The sequence below is a fragment of the Micromonospora sp. CCTCC AA 2012012 genome (assembly GCF_040499845.1).
GTDB lineage: Bacteria > Actinomycetota > Actinomycetes > Mycobacteriales > Micromonosporaceae > Micromonospora > Micromonospora mangrovi.
This window is the reverse complement of the sequence record NZ_CP159342.1, coordinates 2,561,874-2,580,973: the sequence shown is the minus strand read 5'-3', so window position 1 is coordinate 2,580,973 and position 19,100 is coordinate 2,561,874. Positions and strand designations below refer to the sequence as shown.

Sequence of the window (19,100 nt, the reverse complement as noted above, 5' to 3'; positions counted from 1 at the left end):
GGCGTCAGGGGCGCAGGCCGCCGACGAAGAGCGCGACGAGCTGCTCGCCGACCTCCGCGAAGGTCAGCGGGCCGTCCGGCCGGAACCAGGTGTGCGTGTTGCCCAACGCGCTGAGGAACATGTGCGTGATCACCGTGGCGGAGACGTCGGTGCGGACCACCCCGGCGTCCTGACCCTCGCGGACCAGGTCCCGGAACAGGTCGTGATAGGCGCGCCGCTCCCGGCGGGTGGCCTCGGCCTGCTCGTCGTCGAGCAGGTGCGCCGACCGGGCCCAGACGGTCAGCTCGTCGACGTGGTCGGCGGTGTGCGCGACCACGTCGAGCGCGGCGGCGCGCAGCCGCTCCTGCACCGGCCCGGGGCCCTCGGCGATGTCCCGCAGCCGGGCGGTCTGCTCGGCGAGCAGCTCCCGGTAGATGCTGGTGAGCAGCTCGGACTTCGACCCGAACCAGTGGTACAGGGCGCCCTTGGTGACCTCCGCCGCCGCCACGATCTCCTGGACGCTGGTGGCCTCGTAGCCGCGCCGGGCGAACAGTTCGGTGGCGGCGGCGATGATGTGGCGCCGGGCCGAACCGCGGGGGACCCGCCGCCGGGCGGCCACGACCCGCGGTTCGGTCGCCGCCACGGTCACCGCGACTCCAGCTGCCGCCGGATCTCCCGCCGGGCCACGTCGCGGACGTGCACCTCGTCGGGGCCGTCGGCGATGCGCAGGGTACGGGCGCCGGCGTACATCGAGGCGAGCGGGAGGTCGTCGGAGACCCCGGCGCCGCCGTGCACCTGGATCGCCCGGTCGAGCACGTCGAGGGCGACCCGGGGCGCCACCACCTTGATGGCGGCGATCTCGGTACGGGCCGCCTTCGCGCCGTACCGGTCGATCATCCAGGCCGCCTTGAGGGTGAGCAGTCGGGCCTGCTCGATCGCCATCCGGGACTCGGCGATCTGCTGCTGCACCACACCCTGTTCGGCGAGGGTCCGGCCGAAGGCGACCCGGCTGGCGGCCCGCCGCACCATCAGGCTCAGCGCCCGCTCGGCCAGGCCGATGGCGCGCATGCAGTGGTGGATGCGACCGGGGCCGAGGCGGGCCTGGGCGAGGGCGAAGCCGCCGCCGGCCTCGCCGAGCAGGTTGCCCACCGGCACCCGGACGTCGGTGAAGACGACCTCGCCGTGGCCGTGCTGGTCGTGGTAGCCGAAGACGGGCAGCGAGCGGACCACCTCGACGCCGGGGGTGTCCACCGGCACGAGGATCATCGACTGCTGCCGGTGGGTGTCGGCCGACGGGTCGGTCTTGCCCATCAGGATCATGATCCGGCAGCGCGGGTCGGCGATGCCGGTGGTCCACCACTTGCGGCCGTTGATGACGTACGAGTCGCCGTCGCGCTCGATCCGGGTGGAGATGTTGGTGGCGTCGCTGGAGGCCACGTCCGGCTCGGTCATCGCGAACGCCGAGCGGATCTCGCCGTCGAGCAGCGGCCGCAGCCAGCGCTCCTTCTGCTCGGCGGTGCCGAACATGTGCAGGATCTCCATGTTGCCGGTGTCCGGCGCCGCGCAGTTGATCGCCTCCGGGGCCAGTTCGATGGAGCGGCCGGTCAGCTCGGCGAGCGGGGCGTACTCGACGTTGGTGAGGCCGGAGACGTCGGGCAGGAAGAGGTTCCACAGCCCCCGGCGGCGGGCCTCGGCCTTGAGGTCCTCGACCACGGCGGGGAGGTGGTGCGGCGTGCCGGCCGCCGCGAGTTCGGCGCGCTGGGCGGCGTAGACCGGCTCGGCCGGGTAGACGTGCTCGTCCATGAACTCCTGGAGTCGCTTCAGGTGCTCCGCGGCCCGGGCGGTCGGTTCGAAGTCCATGGCTGCCTCCCATTGACGGGCAAGTCGGCGGCTCGCTACCGTCGCCGGACGCCGAACATACCGGCTGGTCGGTATGGCGTCCAGAGCACAGTGAGCGTGAGGAGCACCAGGGTGAGCGTGATGGACCGGTTCCGCCTCGACGGAAAGGTCGCCGTGGTGACCGGCGCCTCCTCCGGTCTGGGCGTCTCGTTCGCCCGCGCGCTCGCCGAGGCCGGCGCCGACGTGGTGCTCGGCGCCCGCCGCGTCGAGCGGCTGCCGGAGACCGGCGCGCTGGTCGAGAAGGCCGGCCGGCGGTACGCGGCCCGCGCGACCGACGTCAGCCGGCCCGAGGACTGCGAGGCGCTGATCGCCACCGCGGTCGAGACCTTCGGTCGGGTCGACGTGCTGGTCAACAACGCCGGTGTGGGCACCGCCGTCCCCGCCACCCGGGAGACCCCCGAGCAGTTCCGCTCGGTCGTCGACGTCAACCTGATGGGCAGCTACTGGATGGCGCAGGCCTTCGCCCGCGCCGCGAAGAACGGTGGCGCCATCGTCAATATCTCCAGCGTGATCGGCCTGCGCCCCGGCGGCATCCCGCAGGCCGCGTACGCGTCCAGCAAGGCCGGCGTGATCGGGCTGACCCGCGACCTGGCCGCGCAGTGGACCGGGCGCAAGGGCATCCGGGTCAACTGCATCGCCCCCGGCTTCTTCGCCTCGGAGATGAGCGACCAGTTGGAGCCGGCCACCTTCGAGATGATCAAGGCGCTGGCGCCGGCCGGCCGCCTCGGCGAGCACGAGGAACTCGCCGCCACCCTCGTCTGGCTGGCCAGTGACGCCTCGTCGTACGTGACCGGGGTGACCGTGCCGGTCGACGGCGGCCTCGTCATGCCCTGACCCACCGACCGGCTGTCCGGACCCGTCCCCAGGAGGAGCACCGATGAGCTTCAACCTCGCCACGATCCTCCGGGAGCCGCGCCGGGCGCACCCGGACAAGCCGCTCTGCCACCTGGGTGACCTGGCGTTCAGCTACGCCCAGGTGGACGAACTCTCCGGGCGGGTCGCGGCAGCCCTGCTGGCGCTGGGTCTGCGGCGCGGCGACAAGGTGGCGGTGCAACTGCCCAACCTGCCGCAGTTCCTGTTCAGCTACTTCGCCATCCTCAAGGCCGGCCTGGTCATGGTCCCGCTCAACCCGCTGCTGCGGGCCGGCGAGGTGGCCTACCACCTGGCGGACTCCGACACTAAGGTCTTCGTCACCTTCGAACTCTTCGCCGACGAGGCGGTTCAGGGCGCCGCGCAGGTCGACGGCGTCACCACGTACGTGGTGAACCTGCCGGGCAGCGACCGGCGGCCGGCGGGCAGCCGGTCGTTCGACGAGCTGTACGCGGCGGCGGACAGCGGCGACATCGCGCCCACCGACGCCGACGACACCGCCGTGCTGCTCTACACCAGCGGCACCACCGGCCGGCCCAAGGGCGCCGAGCTGACGCACTTCCAGCTCTACATGAACTGCACCGTCGGCGGTGACCTGTTCGGGTTCCGGGGCGACGACATCGGGCTGGCGGTGCTGCCGCTGTTCCACGTCTTCGGGCTCTCCAGCGTGCTCAACGTCGCGGTCCGCTACGGCGGCAGCGTCGTACTGGTGCCGCGCTTCGAGGTGGGGCCGGTGCTCGACGCCATCGAGCGGCACCGCTGCACGATCTTCTCCGGCGTGCCGACCATGTACTTCGCGCTGAACCAGGCCGACCTCGCCGGTCGGGACCTGTCCTGTCTGCGGGTCGGTGTCTCCGGCGGCGCGGCGATCCCCGGCGAGGTGATCCGCGCCTTCGAGGAGAGGTTCCCCGGGGTGGTGATCCTGGAGGGCTACGGGCTCTCCGAGACGGCCAGCACGACCACCTTCAACATCAGTGCCGAGCAGCGCAAGGTGCTCTCGATCGGCAAGCCGATCTGGGGCGTGGAGACCCGGATCGTGGACGACGCCGACCGGCCGCTGCCGCCCGGCCCGGAGCACGTCGGCGAGATCGTGGTGCGCGGCCACAACGTGATGAAGGGCTACTACAAGAACCCGGAGGCGACGGCGGAGTCGTTCCGCGGCGGCTGGTTCCACACCGGGGACCTGGCGTACGCCGACGAGGACGGCTATCTGTTCATCGTCGACCGGAAGAAGGACATGATCATCCGGGGCGGCTTCAACGTCTATCCCCGCGAGGTCGAGGAGGTCCTGTACGCCCACCCGGCGGTGGTCGAGGCGGCGGTCATCGGCCGCCCCGACGACAAGCTGGGGGAGGAGGTCGTGGCGGTGCTGAGCGTCCGGCCGGGCGCCGAGGTGACCGCCGACGACCTGATCGCCTACTGCCGGGAGCGGCTGGCCGCGTACAAGTACCCGCGCCAGATCCGCATCGTCGAGGAACTCCCCAAGGGCCCCACCGGCAAACTCCTCAAACGCGAACTCAAACGCCACTGACCCCCCCCGGGCCCCCCTGCCACCCCGCCGTTCTCATGATCGTTTGCAGTTCAAGGTCGTGACACGCCGGGCCGAAGTGCCGCCACCGTCAAAGGATCATGGCCGCTGTTAGCAGATCGAGCTGGTCGGCGGGGGCTGTCCACAGCGAGTCGGTTGTCCACAGGCAGCGGCGGCTGAGGTTGCTCCACGGGCCCGGGGCGAGGCAGCGTCTGTCGGGTGAACGGGGTGCTGAAGGCGTTGGTGGACCAGGGTGGCGGGCTGGTGACCCGGGCGTTGGCCGGGCAGGTCGTGCCGGAGTCGGCGTTACGGGCCGCCCGCCACTCCGGCCGCCTGCTCCGGGTGCTCCCGGAGGTCTACGTCGACGCCACACTGGTGCGGACCGGGCCCGAAGCCCGCCCGACGGCGATCGGGGTGGACCGCCGGGTGGTGGAGTCCGGGGTGGACCGCCGGGCGAGGCCGCCGCACACGATGGCCGCCCCGACCCGGTCAGGACCGGCCGGCTGGCTTCCGCTTCTCGGGTGTCTGGACCCCGAATTGGCGCGTCGTGCCGCGTTGGCCCATGCCGACGGGCGAGCGGCCTTGGGCAGCGTCACGGCCCTCGACGTGTGGGGCCTGCGCGCCCCGCACCCCGAGGAACCGGTGCACCTCGACGTGCCCGCCGGGACCGGCCTCCGCAGTCGCCCGCACCTGCGGGTGCACCACCGCGAGGGCTTCGCCGTCGAGCCGCCCCAGGTGATCATCCGCGCCGGCCTCCCCGTCGTACGTCTGGAACGTGCCCTGGTCGACGCGTGGCCGCTGCTTCCCGCGGCGGACCGTCCGGCTTCGCTGATCAAGGCGGTCAACGGCCGACTCACCACGCCCGAGCGGGTGTCGCTGGCGCTCGCCGACGCGCCGAGGCTGGCCGGCCGAGCAGACCTACGGGCGCTGCTCGCCCGGCTCGCCGCCGGCTGCCGCAGCCCGCTGGAGATCTGGGGCCACGATCACCTCTTCGCCGGCCCGGAGATGCCGGTATTCCAACGTCAGGTCCGCGTCCAAGCGCGGGGGCGCAGCGTCTACCTCGACGTATACGCCGAACGCGAGCGGGTGGACTTCGAGCTGGACGGGGCCACCACGCACGGCGATCCCCGGCAGCGCGAGGTCGACCTGCGACGCGACGCGCTGCTGGCCACCCTCGGCATCCTGGTGGTCCGCTTCTCCCACCGCCGCCTGGTGCACGAGACCGCCGAGGTGCGCCGGGAGATCCACGCCATCCTCGCCGACCGCCGCCGTGCCACCTGATGCGGGCGTCGAGCCGGCGCTGCCTGAACGGGCGGCGCCCAGGCGCCCGGGTCGACGCTGCTGTCGTTCCCTGAGCGGTCAGTCGCGCAGCGTACGCAGGATGCGCGCGAGGTCGGCGCGGTCGGCCGGGCTGAGGTCGCCGAAGACGCGGGCCGCCTCGGCGTCCCGGGCGGCCCGGATGGCGGTGCCGACGCGGGTCCCCTCGGCGGTGGGCGCGACGAGGGTGGCCCGTCGGTCGTCGGGGTCGGCTCGGCGTTCGACCAGGCCGCGTTCCTCGAGCCCGTCCACCACCTCGGTGGTGGAGCGCGGGGCGATGTGCAGGTGGTCGGCGAGGGCGCTGAGCCGCAGCGCGCCGTGGCGCATCAGCACGGCGAGCGCCCGCGCGTGGCCGGGGTTGATCTCCCACGGTTCGAGGGTGCGGCGGGACTGGTGGCGCAGTCGCCGGGCCACCGCCCAGAACACCTCGGCCAGGCTCTCCTCGTCGTCTCCCGTCACGGGAATACGGTAGCAGCACTTGCTGTTGTTGCCTCATGATGAGGTAACCTCAGTAAAACTCGACAGGAAGTGGGCGTCCCCTTGGAAGCACCCCGAGAAGGCCGCGGCGGCGGCCACCGTACCGTCACCGCCACCGAGAAGGCGCAGGCCCGACAGGTGTCCCTGCGCCGCATCGGCCGGCTCTTCGTCGCCCACCGCGCGCAGCTCGCCGTGGTGGTGGCGATCATCGTGGCGTCGTCCGTCCTCGCGATGGCGTCGCCGTTCCTCCTGCGTACCGTGATCGACCGGGCCCTCCCGGAGCGTGACCTGACCCTGCTGGTCTGGCTGGTCCTCGGCATGGTCGCGGTCGCGGCCGTGACCTCCGTGCTCGGCGTGGTGCAGACCTGGATCTCCACCCGGGTCGGCCAGGAGGTCATGCACCGGCTGCGCACCGACGTCTTCGCGCACCTGCAACGCCAGTCGATCGCCTTCTTCACCCGCACCCGCACCGGCGAGGTGCAGTCCCGGATCACCAACGACATCGGCGGCATGCAGACCGTCGTCACCTCCACCGCGACCTCGATCGCGGCCAACCTCACCACCGTGGTCGCCACCGCCGTCGCGATGGCGGCGCTGTCCTGGCGGCTCTCCCTGGTGTCGCTGGTGGTGCTGCCCCCGGCGATCTGGCTGACCCGCCGGGTGGCCCGGATGCGCCGCGAGATCACCGCCCGCCGGCAGCGCGAACTGGCCGACCTCAACGTCACCATCGAGGAGGGGCTGTCGATCAGCGGCGTGCAGCTCGCCAAGACCCTCGGTGCCGGCCCGACCCTGGTCGACCGGTTCACCGCCTCCTCGGCCCGCCTGGTCGACCTGGAACTCCGCTCCGAGCTGGCCGGGCGCTGGCGGATGGCCTCGATGAGCGTCATCTTCGCCGCCATCCCGGCGGTGATCTATCTGAGCGCCGGCCTGCCGGCCACCGCCGGCACGCTCAGCATCGGCACCCTGGTCGCCTTCACCGCCCTCCAGGGCGGCCTGTTCCGGCCGCTGATGGGGCTGCTCAACGTGGGCGTCTCGCTGACCGCCTCGCTGGCGCTCTTCGCCCGGATCTTCGAATACCTGGACCTGCCCGTCGAGGTGGACGACCCGGCCCGCCCGGTCGTCGTCGACCCGGCCCGGGTGCGCGGGCACCTGCGCTTCGAGGAAGTCACCTTCAGCTATCCGGGCAGCGACACCGCCGCCGTCGCCGGCGTCAGCCTGGACGTGCCCGCCGGCACCAGCCTGGCCCTGGTGGGGGAGACCGGCTCCGGCAAGAGCACCCTCGCCGGCCTGATCACCCGCTTCCACGACCCGGCCGCCGGCCGGGTCACCATCGACGGCGTCGACCTGCGTGACCTGCGCCTGGCCGACCTGGCCGCCGTCGTGGGCGTGGTCAGCCAGGAGACCTACCTGCTGCACACCACCGTGCGGGAAAACCTGCGGTACGCGCGGCCGGACGCCACCGACGCCGAGATCGAGGCCGCGGCGCGCGCCGCGCAGATCCACGACCTCATCGCCGCGCTCCCCGACGGGTACGACACGGTCGTCGGCTCCCGCGGCCACCGCTTCTCCGGCGGCGAGAAGCAGCGGCTGGCCATCGCGCGTACGCTGCTGCGCGACCCGCGGATCCTGGTGCTGGACGAGGCGACCAGCGCGCTGGACACCGAGACCGAACGCGCCGTGCAGCGCGCCTTCGACGAGCTGTCGAAGGGCCGGACCGTGGTGACCATCGCGCACCGGCTCTCCACCGTGCGGGACGCCGACCAGATCGCGGTGCTCGACCACGGCCGGATCGTCGAGTCCGGCACCCACCGCAGCCTGCTCGGCCGCGCCGGCCGGTACGCGGCCCTCGCCGCCTGAAAACCCGATCTGCATCACGTGATTCGTGACTCCACCATGGGTAGAGTGACGCGGTGCATAACGGAGTGCAGGCTCAGGTGCCGGTGCTGTACGTCGCGGACGCCGACGCCGCGCGACGGTTCTACGCGCTCTTCGGCTACTCCGAGCTGCGCACCGGCGGCGACGGCGAGTCCCGCTGGTCGTACCTGCAGTGCAGGGAGCTGACCCTGCTGCTGGCGGCGGTGAAACCGCGCCTGGTCACCGTCGAGCTGCCGCTGCTGATCTACCTGTACGTCGACGACATCGAGGCCACCATCGCCCGCCTCACCGCAGCCGGCCACGCGGTCGAGCGGGCCGGCTATCCCGAGCACGCACCCGGCGGCGAGTGCCGCACCACCGACCCGGATGGCAACGTCGTCCTGTTCGGGCAGCGGCGTGCCGTGCCCGAACAGGCCCGGGTCGCGCCCGACGGCGCCGAGGCGCGCTTCTCGCTGATCCGCCAGGCGGCCGAGGCGGTCAGCCAGCGGGGCGGTGCGCCCGCCCACTGTCAGATCGGCAGCCCGCGCGGCGAGACCTGCCCCGAGCCGGCCGAGGTGAAGCTCGCCGACTCGTGGGGCGACACGGTCTGGGGCTGCATGGCCCACGCCGACGAGGCGCTGCTCAACGCCCGGGGCGCCTTCCTCGCGGCCGAGGACGGCCAGGGGCTGGCCCAGTTCCTCGCCGCCCGGCACCCCCGACCGGAGCCCACCCTGAGCTGAGCACGACCGTCGGCCGGGTCGACCGGATCCATCCTCAACGGCAGGTCAGGTCGCCGGGCCTATGCTCTGCCACGTGAATCAGAAGCGGCGGAGCGGCGTGGACCTGGGCAAGGTGTTGCGTGCCGTCGAGGACGCCGCTCCCGTCGAGGCGGTCGAGGCGGTCACCCGAGGGATCGGCGTCGACCTCGATGCCCTGTCGGTGTCGTTCCTCATCGCGGACATGAGCGGCCGGGCTCTCGTTCGGCTGGCCCATGTTCCCCTCGGCGGAGCGAGGGGACGGCGCCGACAGGACGAGGACGTCGCCACCGTGCTGCCCTTCGACGGCGGACCACAGGAACAGGCACTGCGCTCCCAGCGCGTACAGGTCTGCCCGCGCAGCGATGACCATCTCGTGCTGGCGCCGGTCACCCAGCGAGGCGAGGCGATCGGGCTGCTGGAGATCTCCCTGCCGGTCGAGCCGGACGACGCCGCGCTGGCCGAGATCTCTCAGGCCGCGCACGCGCTGGCGTTCGTGGTGATCGCCGCCCGCCGGCACACCGACCTGTTCGAGTGGGGCCAGCGGACCACCCCGTTCAACCTGGCAGCCGAGATCCAGCGCCGGCTCCTGCCCTCGTCGTTCACCTGCGAGGCCGGCTCGTTCACCCTCGCGGCGTGGCTCGAGCCGGCGGCCAGCATCGGCGGGGACACCTTCGACTACAGCCTCGCGCGGAACCTGCTGCATCTGAGCCTGACCGACGCCGTGGGGCACGGCGTGCACAGCGCACTGACCGCGACCCTCTGCGTCGGAAGCTTGCGGCACACCCGTCGCCGCGGTCACACGTTGCTGGACCAGGCCCTTGCCGCGAACTCGGCCCTGATCGAGAACGCGCCGGGCGGGTTCAGCTTCGCCACCGGACTTCTCGGCCGGCTCGATCTGCGCACCGGCGTGCTGGCCATGATCAACGCCGGTCACCCCACCCCCATCCTGGTCCGCGAGGGAGCCGTCCACCCCGTCGCGCTGCCGGCCGATGCGCCCTTCGGCGTGCTGCGGCAGGGCAGCTACCGCACGACCGACGTCCCGCTGCGCCCCGGCGATCGGCTCATCCTGGTCACCGACGGCATGCTGGAACGCGGTGCCGCCCGCCTCGACCTGTCCACCCGGCTGCCGGGCCTCGCGGCGCTGCACCCCAGGGAGGTCGTCCGCGTCCTCGGCGACGCCGTCCTCGACCTCGCCGGCCCCGTCCTGCCCGACGACGCCTGCCTGCTCGTCCTCGACTGGCACGGCGACCACGGCGACGACCGCTCCACCACGGCCGGCGCCGACCCACACCGGGCGAGTGCCCTCCCGTACACCTGACCGGACGCTCTTCCGCACGTCGACGAGGACAGCCCGTGGACGATCACGGCCCGGGTGGGCGCTGGCTGACGCGGCGGTAGCGGATGTGGGTGGTCAGCGGGGAGTGCAGCACCTCGACGGGTGCGAAGTCGAAGGACTCGACCCCGTCGAAGAGGCGCTCGCCCGAACCGAGCAGGACCGGTGCGATGTCGAGGGTGAGCTCGTCGATCACGCCGGCGACCAGCGCCTGTCGGACGGTCGAGGCTCCGCCGGCGATGTCCACGCCCTTGTCGCCGGCGGCCCGGCACGCCGCGGAGTAGGCCGCGTCGAAGCCGTCGGTGACGAAGTGGAAGGTCGTCCCGCCGTCCAGCTCGATCGGATCATGGGCGTGATGGGTCAGTACGAACACCGGCGCGTGGTACGGCGGTTCGGGGCCCCACCACCCGGTCCAGTCCTCGTCCCAGTCCCCGCGGATCGGGCCGAACATGTTCCGACCCATCACGTACGCGCCCCGCGGGCGCATCAGCCACTCGTTCGCGACCCGGTCGGCGTCGGTGGCGCGCGGGTCGCCGATGTGCCAGCCGTGCAGCTCCTGCCCCCGCTTGCCCAGGGGGTGCTCGCGGCTCTGGTCCGGCCCGGCGACGAAGCCGTCCAGCGAGATCGACATGTGGCAGGTGGTGTCCGACACCGCGAACCTCCTGGGCGACTGCGACGGGTGAACGGTCGAGCGGACCGTAGCAGGAGATGCCGACATGACGGCGGGACACGGCCGGCGACGTGGAGGTCAGACCGACCGCTGACCTGCTCCGGCGGTGTTGCGCTGCCTCGGTGGGCGGACGGTGGTGCCGCGCAGGCCGACGAGCTGGACGTAGATCTCGCGTCGGACGGTCGCGTTGCCGGCGCGGTTGAGGACGTAGCCGGTGAGCCAGGCCCAGCCGGCATAGGTCGGGCGGTCACTGACGGCCACGACGCGGAAGGTCAGGGCGCGGTCGCCGGCGAACTGCACCGACGCGCGGCCGTCTATCCGGAGCAGGTCGCCCGGTGCCGGTAGCACCGCTACCAGGGACCCTCGTTCGGCGGGCGGCACTCGCGGGCGTGCATGGTCTGCCAGTCGCGCAGCGCCCGCCTGAGCCGGTCGTTCTCCTCGCTGAGCAGGCGTACCCGCTGGTGGAGGTCGGTCAGCTCGTCGGCGACCTGCTCCTGGAACTCGCGTACCTGATCGGGGTCGACGCCGCACCGGCGCGGGTCGAAGGCACGGGTCCGCACCTCGTGCGGGGTCATCCGGGCCGGGCTCCCGGAGAGCCGGCCGGATCGATACACCTGGGCCACGTCGGTCCTTTCCTCGGGCAGGCGGGAGCGCGGAGGGTCGGTGGGTGGAAGGGCGGGCCGTCCGCATGCCGGCCGCGGGCGGCCCGCCCGCCCCGCCGCCGCAGCTCACATCAGCGGTACGTCAGCGGAGCAGTCCGGTGGGTCGGGACGGGCACGCGCACTCGCCCCGACCAGGGGGATGAGCCGAACTCGTTGCCACGCGAGGACCGGCTCGGAATCAACATAGCTAGACATGTCAGATGAGTCAACGCTGCTTGTTAGGCGCGTCGCGGTGTGATCGAATCGGGTTGCCACGCGAGGAGTGCCATGCGAGAAGTGCCGGATTACTGGCGCATCGCCGACGATGTGATCGCCGACGTCAGGTCCACGAAGCTCAAGCCGGGGGACAGGCTGCCCTCGATTGCCGAGCTGCGTGAGACCTACGGAGTCAGCCACGGAACGGTCCAGATGGCCTACGCGCGGCTGGAGGCGCTGCGGGTGATCCGACGGCAGCAGGGCAAGGGTGTCTTCGTCACCGACCCGAAGACCTGGATGCGGGAGCCGTAGGACGCGACCGGGCGACGGAAGCGGGTCCGCGCGGGCGGGCCGAGGCCGCTGTTCCGTCCGGATGCGACGGTCGATAGAGTTCGATCGGTCGACGCCTGCCGATCGGCAGGCGCCCCCAGGCTCCGGGTGTCGATCCCCGCCAATGGGAGGCTTCGTGTCCATCCGTTCCCACGCGCGCCGGGTGTTCGCCGGCTGCGCCGCGCTGGCCGTCGTCTCGGCCGTCGCGCTGCCCGCCCCGTCCGCGGCCCTCGCCGCCGGTGACCGATCCGCCCTCGGCGGCATCACGAACATCGTGGTCATCTACGAGGAGAACCACAGCTTCGACAACCTCTTCGGCGGGTGGGAGGGCGTCGACGGCCTGCGCTCGGCAGCGCCCGAGCACACCACCCAGGTGCGGGCGGACGGCTCGCCGCTGGCCTGCCTGCCGCAGAACGACGTGAACCTGCCGCCGATCACCACCGACTGCACCGGCGGCGTCTTCCCGAACACGCCGTTCGGCATCGAGGAGCACATCAAGCCCGCCGACACCACCTGCCCGGTGCTGAACGGGCCGTACCAGCCGAACGGCTGGCGCAACGGCACCGGCACCCCCGGTGGCTGCACCGAGGACCTGGTACACCGCTTCTACCAGGAGCAGTACCAGATCAACGGCGGCCGGCAGAACCGGTACGTCACCGGCAGCGACGCCATCGGGCTGACCATGGGCCACTACGACACCAGGTCGCTGCCGATCTACCGCTACCTGCACGGCGCCGGTGCGCCCCGCTACGCGATCGCCGACAACTTCTTCCAGGCCGCGTTCGGTGGCTCGTTCCTCAACCACCAGTGGCTGGTCGCCGCCCGGACGCCGGAGTGGACCGACAAGACCACCGCGGCGGGCAAGAACTCGATCGTCGACGCGAACGGCATGCCGAGGTCCTACCCGCTCTACCAGGCGACCGGCCCGGTGACCGACGGTCCGCTCACCCAGGCCCCCGAGGCGGACGGCTCCTGCAAGGTGGCGGTCTGCGGCGACTACGCGATCAACACCGTGCAGCCCTGGTACCAGCCGTACAGCCCGGGGACGGTCGACGCCAAGCGGATGCCGGCGCTGACCTACCCCACCATCGGTGACCGGCTGTCCGCCCGGCACGTCGACTGGGCCTGGTACGCCGGCGGCTGGGACAACGCCAGCGGGAACGCCGGCGGTGCCGGCTGGACCAACGGCACCGACGGCCGGACCTGCGCCGACCCGCGCACCATGACCGGGGCGGTCTATCCGAACTGTCCGGACGCCACCTTCCAGTTCCACCACCAGCCGTTGAACTACTTCGCGGCGTACGCCCCCGGCACCGACGCCCGGGCCAAGCACCTGCGCGACGAGGTGGAGTTCATCGCGGCGGCGAAGGCGGGGAAGCTCAAGCCGGTCAGCTTCGTCAAGCCGGTCGGCGAGGAGAACGAGCACCCCGGCTACGCCTCCGAGGCCACCGGCAGCGACCACCTGGTCGAACTGCTCAAGGCGATCGAGGGCGGCAAGCAGGCCAAAAACACCATGGTCGTCGTGACCTACGACGAGTTCGGCGGGCAGTGGGACCACGTCTCGCCGCCGAAGGGCGACGTCTGGGGTCCCGGCACCCGGATCCCCGCGCTGGTGATCTCCCCGCGCCTGGCGAAGCCGTTCAGCGTCGACCGCACCCCGCACGACACCACCTCGGTGCTCGCCACCATCGAGCAGAAGTTCCACCTGGCGCCGCTGGGCCCCCGGGACGCCCGGGTCGCCGGCCTCGGCTCGGTCTTCACCGGCGGCGACGACCAGGGTGACGACAGCCCGGGCGGCGGGGCCTCCGGCGGTGGCGGCAGCGGTGGCGGCCAGGCCGCCCCGGGCGGCAGTGGCGGCGGTCTGCCGATCACCGGCCCCGACGCCGTCGGCATCGCGGCCGCCGGGCTTGCGCTGGTGGTCGCGGGCGCGGTCGCCCTGACGGTTTCGCGCCGTCGACGGGTCGACTGACCCGTTTCGTACGCGGGGCGGGCCGGGACGCTGCTCCCGGCCCGCCCCGAGCGGGAAGACCTCCCGCGCGGGGGAGCGCCACCACCCCGCCTCTCAGTCAGTTCACAGCCCGCTGACCTGGGCGGCTGCCGGTCATCGGCATAGCCTGGAGCGGCTTGACCCCCGGCCCCCGACCCAGGAAGACACGTGCCTCACGCCGTCACCACGCACCCCGAGCGCCGCAGCCGATCGGCCGACCCGGCCCGACCCGGCCGCCGGCCCTGGCCACGCTGGGCACGCTGGAGCGTCGCCCTCGGCGCGACGTTGATGGTGCTCAGCGGGGTGGCCCTGGGCGGCGCGCAGTATCTGCTGCACACCGCGACCAGCAAGGTCACCCAGCAGAACCTGCTCGGTGCCGCCGCGGCCCCGCAGCAGCAGCACCGGACGATCACGGGCGCGAAGAACATCCTGCTCGTCGGGGTCGACACCCGTGCCCACCAGGATCCGGGTCAGCTCATCCGCTCGGACTCGATCATCCTGGTGCACATCCCGGCCGACCACTCCCAGGCGTACCTGGTGTCGTTGCCGCGGGACTCGCTGGTCAGCATCCCGGCCTACCGCAACGGCGCGACGTCGTACCCGGGCGGACAGAACAAGATCAACGCTGCCTTCGCGTTCGGCAGCCGGGGGCTCACCGGCGCGCCCGCGCTGTCGCACGGCTTCGAGCTGCTCGCCCTCACCGTGCGCGACCTCACCGGGATCACCCCGGACGCGGGCGCGATCATCGACTTCCAGGGGTTCAAGAAGATCGTCCAGGTGCTCGGTCAGGTCTGCATGTACGTCGACGAGACCACCACCTCGATCCACGTCGGGCGGGACGACTCGACCGGTAAGCCGGCCGCGCCGTACAAGATCAATCCCGACGGCACGGTGAACCACCGCATCCCCGGGGTCACCCCGAACGTCTACACCAAGGGCAACCACTGCCTGGACCCGGCGCAGGCGCTCGACTTCGTCCGGCAGCGGGACCTGCTGGCCGACCACGACTACGACTACGGCCGGCAGCGCCACCAGCAGCAGTTCCTCAAGGCGGTGCTGCACCAGGTGATGACCGGGGGCCTGAACTCGCCGACCAAGCTGCCCGGGCTGCTCTCGGCGGTCGGCCGGACCATGACCGTGGACGACGGCGGCATCCCGCTGGAGGACTGGGCCTTCGCGCTGCGCGGCATCGACTCCGACGCGATCACCACGATCAAGACGAACGACGGCACCTTCAACAGTCGATCCGTCCCGGGGGTCGGGAGCGCGGAGATCCTCAGCCCGACCAGCCTGGAACTGCTCCGCGCGGTGCGGACCGACACCGTCGGGTCCTTCGTCCAGGCCCACCCGAGCTGGGTGGCCGCCTCCGCGCCGAGCGTACCGGCGCACTGATCACCTCACGGTCGGCCGATTCGGGCGGCGAGGTCGAGGGCCGCCCGGATCGGGTCGTCCGACCAGCGGCTGGCGAAGACGTCCACCAGCCGCCAGCCGGCCCGCAGCAGCGTCCGCTGCCGCTCCAGGTGCGCGGCCACCCCCTCGGGGTGCACCGCGCAGATCGCGCCGACCGCGTCCGCGCCGACGCCGACGCAGAGGTCGATCCGCCACCGCCCGACCGGGTAGCCCGGCCGGACCGGGACGCCCAGCCGGCGCAGCTCCTCGGCGACCGCGGCGGTCCACCCGTCGGCCGGTGCCGGGTCCGGCGCGGTGGGCGGCTGTCCCGCGTACGCGAGGTAGTCACCGACCAGACCCCCGGCGGACCGCAGCGAGGTGACCACGGTCAGCCGGCGCCGGGCCCGGGTGACCAGCACGTTGAACAGGGCCGGCTCGGCGACGAACCGGTGCCGTGCCGGCGGGTCGGCGTCGACCAGCCCCAGTGACGCCACCACCACGTCCGCCTCGCTGCCCTGGAACGCGTGCACGGTGCCGGACCGCAGCCCCAGCCGCTCGATCTCGTCCACGTCGTACGCGGCCAGCAGCGCCGCCTCCAGCGCGTCGGCCTGGGCCCGGAACGGGCTGACCACCGCGATCCCGCCCGGCGGGGCGTCGGCGGCGAGCGCCCGGACCACGTCGAGCGCGGCGGCCACCTCGGCGGTGTTGACGCCGTCGACGATCGCGGCGTCGGCGACGGTCACCACGTCGATGACGTCGGCGCGTTCGTTGCGGGGGTGCCGGGTCACCAGTTCCAGGCGGTCGTCATAGAAGCGGCGGGCGGAGAAACCGATCAGGTGCGGCACCGAACGGTGGTGCTCACCGAGCCAGCTCACCGGTGCCGCGCCGGCCGCGACGTCGAACGCGCTGGAGCGGCGCACGTCGAGCCGGTCGGCGCAGTGCTCCAGGCCGTGCCGGCGCAGCGTGGCGGTCACGTCCACGTCGGCGACGAACGAGACGAACCGCAGCTGCCGGGGGTCCCCGGCGACCAGCGCGTGCCGGGCCCGGGCCAGCACCGGCGCGGCGCGTACCTGGTCGATGTGCGCCGCCTCGTCCAGCACCACCAGGTCGAACATCCCGGCCACCGGCGGCAGCAGGTCCTCCACGTCGGCGACCGTGCCCACCCAGAGCGGCAGCGCCCGGACCAGCGCCCCGGCGTCCAGGCCGGCGAGCAGTTCCCGCCGCCGGTTGCGACCGGCCCGCAGCGCCGCGCCCAGCCCACCGGCGGCGCGCCGCGCGTCGGGGGTCCAGCGGCGGGCGCTGGTCGCCCGGTGCCGCATCGCCGTACCGACGGCGGCGGCGAGCGCGTCGTCCGCCTCGGTCAGGGCCCGCCAGGCGGCCGTCAGGTCGGTGCCACCGGTCGCGGCGAGCCGGGCCGCCGCCCGCACCGCGTCCGCCGCCGTCAGGGCCGCCCGCAACCCCGCCACGGGTACGTCCGCACCGGCGCCCGTCAGCCGGCGGAGGCGTCCCTCGGCGCGGCCCCGGCGCCACCGGTGCCACCAGCCGGCACCGGCCCGGGTGGCGTCCGCCAGTGCCCGGTGCACCGCGGTCAGGTCGGCGTCCGGCGCGAAGACGCCCGGCGCGTCATGGCCGAGGGCGGGCAGCAGCGGTTGCCACTCGGGCAGCGTGCCGGCCAGCCGCTCCGCGTCGAGGGCGGCGACGATCCCGGCCCGGACGGCGTCGAGCCGGTCCCGGGCGGCGTCCACGGCGGCGGCGTCGGCGCGCAGCACCCGGTCGTCGGGGCCGGCCGCCGCGCCGCCGGCGAGGTCGGCGGCGATCGCCTCCCGCCGCTCGGCGTCCCCGAAGAGCACCGGGGCCGGCCCCGGATGGCGGCGCAGCAGCTCACCCAGCACCTGCGCGGCGTGCACCGACTGGGTCGCCACCAGCACCGATCCGCCCCGGTCCACGGCGTCCAGGGCGGCGGCGACGAGGGTGTGGCTCTTGCCGTTGCCGGGTGCCCCGGAGACCACCACGACCGGCTCGGTGCGGGTACGCCGGACCACGTCCCGCTGCGCCGCGCTCAACGGCAACGGCGACAGCACCTCCTCCTCGTCGGCCGGGCCGGCCTCGTCGGTGGACGCGTCGGCGGCGTAGAGCCGGGCCAGGGCGGTCGTCGGCAGGCCGGGCCGGCTCGCCCAGCTCAACAGCGTGTCGCGCAGCCGGCCGGCGAGCACGTCGCGGGTCACGAAGAGTGCGGCGGCGGCCACCGCGGTGAGAGCGGTGTCGTCGATGCTGCGGGGCGGGGCCGCCACCACCTGGTCCGGTTTCAGCCCGGCGGCCTCGGCGGCGGCGCTGATCCACGCCGCACTGCCGGCGGCGGCGAGCCAGCCCGGCCCGGCGAGCCCCGGGGCGGCCTCCAGCCGGGCGGCGAGCTGCCGGTCCTCGATCAGCGCGGTCAGTTCCAGGTCCCCGGCGGGGACGACCCGGTAGCCGCGGCGGGTGCGGTCGAGGCGTACCGGCTGGGCGAGCAGGGGGAGCCGGATCCGGCGCCGGCCACCGTCCACGTCGGCGGTGCCGACCAGGAAGGCCAGGCCGCGGCGCAGGATCCGCTCGTCCCGGTGCAGCGCGTCCAGCGCCGCCAGCCGGTCGAGTCTGGCGCCGCGCGGCGCCTGCTCCGGTTCGGGCAGCCAGATCAGCGGCCGGCCGGTTCCGGACACGTCGAAGACCCGCTCGGCGCCGGCCGGGGCCAGGTCGGCGAGCGCGGCGAGGATGGTTGCCGCCCGCATCGCCCGCCGATTCTGCCGTACGCCGGAGCCGCCCGCCGGACCGGCGGCGGGTGACCGCCCGGGAGGCGGCGGTGGGGTCTCGTCGTCAGATGAGCCGACCCTCGCGCAGCACCTCACCGAGCAGGTCGTCGAGCCGGTGCACGGCGGCGCGGTGCTCCGCCACCACCTGCCGCGCCACGGTGGCCGGGTCGTCGCCGGCCGTGCCGCCCGGGCCCGCCGCGTCGGCGAGGTTCCGGATGATCCGGGACCACTCCCGACCGAGCCGCTCCGCGTACTCGGCGCGCTTCATGTCCACGTCGCACTCGCAGTCGAGCGCGATCAGCTTCTCCCAGTACGGCAGGGCGAGCCGGCGGGCCCGCTCGTCCAGGTGCACCCAGACGTGCGCCCGGCAGGTGACCACGGCACGGCCCGTCTCGAAGCGCCACGGGTCCGCGTCGGAGAGCGCCTGCTGCAACTCCACCTCCAGCTCCGCCACCCGGTGCGGCGGTACGTGGCGGGCGTGCACCGCCGCGAGCGCGGTGAGCCGCCGGACGGCTTCCGGCATCCAGTAGTGCGCGTGGCCGCGCAGCGCCTCCCGGCTCAGCTCGGACGAGGACCAGACGCAGCGGGCCTGGACCTGGAAGTTGAACGCCCGACCCCGCCCGGAGACCCGGATCGGCGCTGCGGTGTCCAGCTGCTCGGTCAGCGGGACGGCCGGGAACGGGGACGTGCCGTCCGGCGGCGACGGGGTGGCCGCGCGTTCCCAGAAACCGACCAGCCGTTGGCGGAAGGCGTCCGCCCGGTCACGCAGCGCCGGTGCCCGGTTGCCCGGCGCTCGACTGCGCTCCGTCCCGCCGGGTCGGGGATCGGCGGCATCGGTCATGGCGCTCCTGTCTCGCCTGGGCAGGCCGGGTCGACGGTGTCGGCGGCCGGCCGGTCCTCGTCGGCGACGCGGTCCGGCCGTGCCTCACCGTATCCAGGCCTCGTCCGATTTGTCGGGCAGCGCGGCCCCGGCGCGGTGGCGTGTCGACGCCACCCCGGCGGCCGTCCGGGCTTGCCATACATCGGCGAACGTCACTACATTGGCGGTCGGGCGCCGTCGGTCCTC

Annotated in this window: 17 protein-coding genes; 9 read left to right on the top strand and 8 right to left on the bottom strand. The window is 73.4% G+C overall.

Features of this window, described 5'->3' with window-relative positions; all coding sequences use genetic code 11:
- Positions 1 to 4 precede the first annotated feature (4 nt).
- Both ABUL08_RS11540 and ABUL08_RS11535 read right to left on the bottom strand, forming a co-directional pair.
- Positions 5 to 628 carry a TetR/AcrR family transcriptional regulator gene (locus ABUL08_RS11540; RefSeq protein ID WP_350937301.1) on the bottom strand — a complete coding sequence of 208 codons (624 nt, stop codon included), beginning with the start codon at positions 626 to 628 and terminating at the stop codon, positions 5 to 7.
- Complete coding sequence (locus tag ABUL08_RS11535) at positions 625 to 1,839, bottom strand: acyl-CoA dehydrogenase family protein (protein WP_350937298.1); 1,215 nt, start codon at positions 1,837 to 1,839, stop codon at positions 625 to 627. The genes ABUL08_RS11540 and ABUL08_RS11535 overlap by 4 nt, the downstream gene beginning before the upstream one ends.
- A 120-nt stretch (positions 1,840 to 1,959) precedes the next feature.
- Here ABUL08_RS11535 and ABUL08_RS11530 point away from each other — a divergent pair, with 120 nt between their 5' ends.
- The 3 genes from ABUL08_RS11530 to ABUL08_RS11520 all read left to right on the top strand — a co-directional run bounded on the left by ABUL08_RS11530 (position 1,960) and on the right by ABUL08_RS11520 (position 5,557).
- Entirely contained in the window at positions 1,960 to 2,712 is a 753-nt protein-coding gene (locus ABUL08_RS11530) for an SDR family NAD(P)-dependent oxidoreductase (protein ID WP_350938586.1), read from the top strand.
- A gap of 43 nt (positions 2,713 to 2,755) precedes the next feature.
- Positions 2,756 to 4,279, top strand: coding sequence for a long-chain-fatty-acid--CoA ligase (locus ABUL08_RS11525; RefSeq protein WP_350937296.1), 1,524 nt, complete (start codon positions 2,756 to 2,758; stop codon positions 4,277 to 4,279).
- A gap of 216 nt (positions 4,280 to 4,495) precedes the next feature.
- Positions 4,496 to 5,557: an endonuclease domain-containing protein gene (locus ABUL08_RS11520; protein ID WP_350937294.1), complete on the top strand. Its 1,062-nt coding sequence runs from the start codon at positions 4,496 to 4,498 to the stop codon at positions 5,555 to 5,557.
- Between the two features lie 78 nt (positions 5,558 to 5,635).
- On the opposite strand, the gene ABUL08_RS11515 is transcribed toward ABUL08_RS11520, so the two are convergent.
- On the bottom strand, positions 5,636 to 6,052 hold the full coding sequence (locus tag ABUL08_RS11515; protein WP_350937292.1) for a MarR family winged helix-turn-helix transcriptional regulator: 417 nt from the start codon (positions 6,050 to 6,052) through the stop codon (positions 5,636 to 5,638).
- Between the two features lie 81 nt (positions 6,053 to 6,133).
- Here ABUL08_RS11515 and ABUL08_RS11510 point away from each other — a divergent pair, with 81 nt between their 5' ends.
- The 3 genes from ABUL08_RS11510 (at position 6,134) to ABUL08_RS11500 (ending at position 10,000) form a co-directional block, all read left to right on the top strand.
- Entirely contained in the window at positions 6,134 to 7,927 is a 1,794-nt protein-coding gene (locus ABUL08_RS11510) for an ABC transporter ATP-binding protein (protein WP_350937290.1), read from the top strand.
- A 53-nt stretch (positions 7,928 to 7,980) separates the two neighbouring features.
- Entirely contained in the window at positions 7,981 to 8,664 is a 684-nt protein-coding gene (locus ABUL08_RS11505; RefSeq protein WP_350937289.1) for a VOC family protein, read from the top strand.
- 73 nt (positions 8,665 to 8,737) lie between these two features.
- Positions 8,738 to 10,000, top strand: coding sequence for a PP2C family protein-serine/threonine phosphatase (locus ABUL08_RS11500; RefSeq protein WP_350937287.1), 1,263 nt, complete (start codon positions 8,738 to 8,740; stop codon positions 9,998 to 10,000).
- 43 nt (positions 10,001 to 10,043) lie between these two features.
- Here ABUL08_RS11500 and ABUL08_RS11495 read toward each other — a convergent pair whose 3' ends face one another.
- From ABUL08_RS11495 to ABUL08_RS11485, 3 genes are all read right to left on the bottom strand, one after another.
- Positions 10,044 to 10,667: a dihydrofolate reductase family protein gene (locus ABUL08_RS11495; RefSeq protein ID WP_350937285.1), complete on the bottom strand. Its 624-nt coding sequence runs from the start codon at positions 10,665 to 10,667 to the stop codon at positions 10,044 to 10,046.
- Between the two features lie 96 nt (positions 10,668 to 10,763).
- Positions 10,764 to 11,033: a hypothetical protein gene (locus ABUL08_RS11490; protein WP_350937284.1), complete on the bottom strand. Its 270-nt coding sequence runs from the start codon at positions 11,031 to 11,033 to the stop codon at positions 10,764 to 10,766.
- A 2-nt stretch (positions 11,034 to 11,035) separates the two neighbouring features.
- Complete coding sequence (locus ABUL08_RS11485) at positions 11,036 to 11,308, bottom strand: DivIVA domain-containing protein (RefSeq protein ID WP_350937282.1); 273 nt, start codon at positions 11,306 to 11,308, stop codon at positions 11,036 to 11,038.
- A gap of 306 nt (positions 11,309 to 11,614) precedes the next feature.
- On the opposite strand from ABUL08_RS11485, the gene ABUL08_RS11480 reads away from it, so the two are divergent.
- The 3 genes from ABUL08_RS11480 to ABUL08_RS11470 all read left to right on the top strand — a co-directional run bounded on the left by ABUL08_RS11480 (position 11,615) and on the right by ABUL08_RS11470 (position 15,251).
- Positions 11,615 to 11,854 carry a winged helix-turn-helix domain-containing protein gene (locus ABUL08_RS11480; protein WP_350937279.1) on the top strand — a complete coding sequence of 80 codons (240 nt, stop codon included), beginning with the start codon at positions 11,615 to 11,617 and terminating at the stop codon, positions 11,852 to 11,854.
- Positions 11,855 to 12,008: 154 nt separating this feature from the next.
- Complete coding sequence (gene acpA / locus ABUL08_RS11475; RefSeq protein WP_350937278.1) at positions 12,009 to 13,841, top strand: acid phosphatase; 1,833 nt, start codon at positions 12,009 to 12,011, stop codon at positions 13,839 to 13,841.
- 186 nt (positions 13,842 to 14,027) lie between these two features.
- Positions 14,028 to 15,251, top strand: coding sequence for an LCP family protein (locus ABUL08_RS11470; RefSeq protein ID WP_350937276.1), 1,224 nt, complete (start codon positions 14,028 to 14,030; stop codon positions 15,249 to 15,251).
- 5 nt (positions 15,252 to 15,256) lie between these two features.
- Here ABUL08_RS11470 and ABUL08_RS11465 read toward each other — a convergent pair whose 3' ends face one another.
- A complete protein-coding gene (locus tag ABUL08_RS11465; protein ID WP_350937274.1) occupies positions 15,257 to 18,013 on the bottom strand; it encodes an AAA domain-containing protein in 2,757 nt (918 codons plus the stop codon).
- An 85-nt stretch (positions 18,014 to 18,098) separates the two neighbouring features.
- Positions 18,099 to 18,875 carry a hypothetical protein gene (locus ABUL08_RS11460; protein WP_350937272.1) on the bottom strand — a complete coding sequence of 259 codons (777 nt, stop codon included), beginning with the start codon at positions 18,873 to 18,875 and terminating at the stop codon, positions 18,099 to 18,101.
- Positions 18,876 to 19,100 lie beyond the last annotated feature (225 nt).